Origin of the sequence: Actinotalea ferrariae CF5-4, from assembly GCF_000603945.1 — a bacterium.
Lineage (GTDB): Bacteria > Actinomycetota > Actinomycetes > Actinomycetales > Cellulomonadaceae > Actinotalea > Actinotalea ferrariae.
Genome location: NZ_AXCW01000133.1, coordinates 1 through 3,583, shown reverse-complemented (window position 1 = coordinate 3,583; position 3,583 = coordinate 1). Strand labels below are relative to the sequence as shown.

Genomic DNA, 3,583 nt, shown 5'->3' with positions numbered 1-3,583 from the left:
GCCCGGAGCCCACCCCCGGCCCGGAGCCCACCCCCGGGCGCGTGCCGGACCCGACGCTCGTCGCCGCCCCGCTGCAGATCACCGAGCTGCTGCCGGACAGCCGGAACGTCGGCGGGTCCGACGGCTACGAGTTCATCGAGCTCTACAACGCCACCACGGAGCCGATCGACTTCGGTCAGTACACGCTGGACTACCTGTACCCGGGTGCCGACCTGGTCAGCACCAACGTCGTGCAGTGGCCCAGCACGCCGCGCTCGGTGGTCGTGCCCTCCGAGGGCACGCTCGTCCTGTGGGTGAAGAACGGCCCGAACGACGCGCTCACCGACGACGACTTCAACGCGGCCTTCGGCACGGACCTCACACTGGGCGAGGACCTCGTCGAGATCTTCACGGCGGGCATGGCGAACGGTGCCGCGCGGGGCCTCGAGGTCGTGACGAACACCGGCTTCGCGGTCAACCGGGCGTACTACAACCTCGACGGCGCGGACGACACCGCCGCCGACCAGGGCATCCAGCTCGGGCACGACCCCGCCGACCCGGTCCGCCAGGTCCTGCTCGGCACCGCGCCCGCCTCGCCGGGCACCGTCTCGCCCGACCAGGTCCCGACCGGGCTCGTGGTCCCCCCGGCCGACACCGCCGCGCCGGTGGTCACCGACGCCACCGCATCGGAGGCGGTGCCCGGCCGGCCGTTCGTGATCGACCTCGTGGTCACCGACGACGTCCAGGTCCGGACCGTGACGGTGGAGGTCACCACCAGCGCCGACCCCGAGCCCGTCGCGCACCACCTCGAGGCCGTCGGGCAGGACGGCTACCAGCACGTCATCGAGCCGGTGGACCTCATCGGCAAGCGCTGGCTCCAGTACCGCGTCGTCGCGACCGACGGCACCCGCACCACCACGACCGAGCCGAGGCGCGTCCCGGTCGCCGGGGTGGACCAGAGCCCGGTGCGCCTGAGCGTGGAGGACGGTGCCTTCGTCTCCGGCACCACCCGCCTGGCGGCCGCCGGGGACGTCCACCCCGCGACGGTCCGGCTCGCGGTCGACGGGCAGCCGGTCGAGCCCGTGCGACCGTCGCTCGAGGCCGAGCCCGTCTTCGCGTTCGAGGCCACCGCGACCGACGCCTTCTTCCGCAACGGCGTGCTCGTCGGCGACGAGGTCCTGCACGTCTTCGACGAGGGGTACTACGCGGCCGAGGTGACCGTCGCGACGCCGGTCCCGCTCCGCCTGGTCCAGCAGGGCGACGAGCTCGTCGTCAGCGTCGTCGCGGGGACCAAGGCCTGGCCGCGCATCGACCCGGACGAGAACAACGACGACTTCCAGGTCCGCGGCCTGCGACTCGTGCTGCCGGACGGGCGGACGCTGCGCCCGGTCGGCTACGACGACCCCGCGCAGTGGCTCCCGATGGGCGACAGCGCCGGGAAGCTCGACCTCTTCGCGGCGCGCTTCCCCCTCCCGGACGACGTCTTCACGGCCGTCGCGCACGACTGGGACACGACCACCCGGACCGACGGTCCGGCCGTCGTGACCGCCACGGACGGCTCCACGACGGTCGAGCGCACGGTCGTCGTGGACAACACCGGGCCCACCGTGACCACGGACCTGGAGCCCGGCCGGCTCTACCAGGGCCCCGTCGTCCTGGACGCCCGCGTGCAGGACGCCGGGTCGGGGGTCGAGTCCGTCGTCGCGACGCTCGACGGCGCGACGGTGACCCTGCCGTACACGACGTCCTCCCTCGACCTGCCCGCCGGCGACCACACGCTGGAGGTCACCGCCCGCGACGTCGTCGGGAACGTGACCACCGAGACCGTCGTCTTCGCCACGCCGGAGGAGCGACCGGGCAGCGAGGCCCTGTCCCCGGCGGACGGCGACGTCGTCCGCGGGGGCTCCGTGCTGCTGCGCGCCCGGGTCTCCGACCCGACCGACGACGTCCTCGCGGTCGAGCTGCGCGAGGGTGTCCGCTACGACGCGACGGACCCCGAGGTCACCGTCGCCCGGGGCGTCACCCAGGTCGCCGCGGGCACCGACCGGGACGACGCCGTCGTCCTGACGGGCGAGGAGCTGGCGGCCACCGCGGGTGCGGACGGCGTGGACGCGGAGGTCTCCTCCGACGCGGCGTTCCCGTACCAGCTGGTCCGGGTCGCCGTCGGCCAGGACCTCGGGCCCGACGCGCAGGTCCGCGTCAGCTGGGCCGGTCGCGCCAACCCCGGGGCCAAGGTGCTCCTGCACGTCCGCGACGTCGCGACGGGCGCCTGGGTCGAGCTCGACCGGGCCCTGACGACCGGAGGTGCGTCCACGGCGATCTCCCTCGGCGGCACGGTCCCCGTGGCCGGGCACGTCGAGGACGGCACCGTGACGCTGCTCGTGCAGCACTCCGAGGGCTTCGCCGGCGAGGACCGGTCCACCCGGGACGACGACGTCGTGCCGTACCACCCGCAGGACGTCCCGCGGTCGGAGTACGACGCGACCATCGTGTGGGAGTCGGACACCCAGTACTACAACGAGTCGTTCCCCGAGCGGCAGCTGGACATCCACCGGTACGTCCTGGACCAGCGCGACGAGATGAACATCCAGTACCTCCTGCACACCGGTGACGTGGTCGACGACTTCGACCAGGAGTTCCAGTGGCTCAACGCCGACCCGGCGTACCGGATGCTCGACGAGGCCGGGCTGCCCTACGGCGTCCTGGCGGGCAACCACGACGTCGGCGGGGCCCGCGCCGACTACTCCGCCTTCTCCCGGTGGTTCGGGGCGGCCAGGTTCTCGGCCAACCCGTGGTGGGGCGGTGACTTCCAGGACAACCGCGGCCACTACGACCTCGTGACGGTCGCGGGGATCGACTTCCTGATGCTGTCCATGGGCTGGGCGCCGGGCGACGAGGCGATCGCGTGGATGAACGAGGTCCTCGCGCGCTACCCGGAGCGGGTGGCGGTGGTGAACCTGCACGAGTACATGCTCACGACCGGTGGCCTGGGGCCGATCCCGCAGCGGATCCAGGACGAGGTCGTCGCGACGAACCCCAACGTCCGGATCGTCACCTCCGGGCACTACCACGACGCCTTCACCCGGGTGGACGGCTTCGACGACGACGGCGACGGCACCGAGGACCGCCTGGTCCACCAGATGCTCTTCGACTACCAGGCGCTGCCGGAGGGCGGGCAGTCCTTCCTCCGCCTGCTCCACCTGGACAACGAGGGGGAGCGCCTCCTGGTCCGGACCTTCTCGCCGTACCTCATGCAGTACAACTCCGAGGACCCGGCCCTGGACCTCGAGCACCAGGAGTTCGACGTCCCGTACGCCGACCTGGGCATCGCCCCGGTCACCAAGGTGCTCGCGACCGACGACCTCGTGGTGGAGGTGCTCACCGGCCGCGTGATCGCCACGCAGGACGGCGTCGCGAGCGGGTCGGTGGTCGAGGCCACCTGGGCGGACCTGCTCCCCGGTGAGCACGGCTGGTACGTCGTGACCCGGGACCCGTACGGCGCCGAGCACGTCGGACCGGTCGCCACGTTCACCACCGTGCGCGGCGGGGGCTCCGGCGGTGCCGGGGCCGAGGGGCCGCGCCCGCCCCACGCCGGCGCGCCGGG

Annotated in this window: 1 protein-coding gene; it reads left to right on the top strand. The window is 73.2% G+C overall.

Features of this window, described 5'->3' with window-relative positions; translation table 11 throughout:
* Positions 1-41 precede the first annotated feature (41 nt).
* Positions 42-3,583, top strand: a 3,542-nt coding sequence (locus N866_RS12055) for a lamin tail domain-containing metallophosphoesterase family protein (protein WP_052022976.1), incomplete at its 3' end; no start/stop codon positions are given.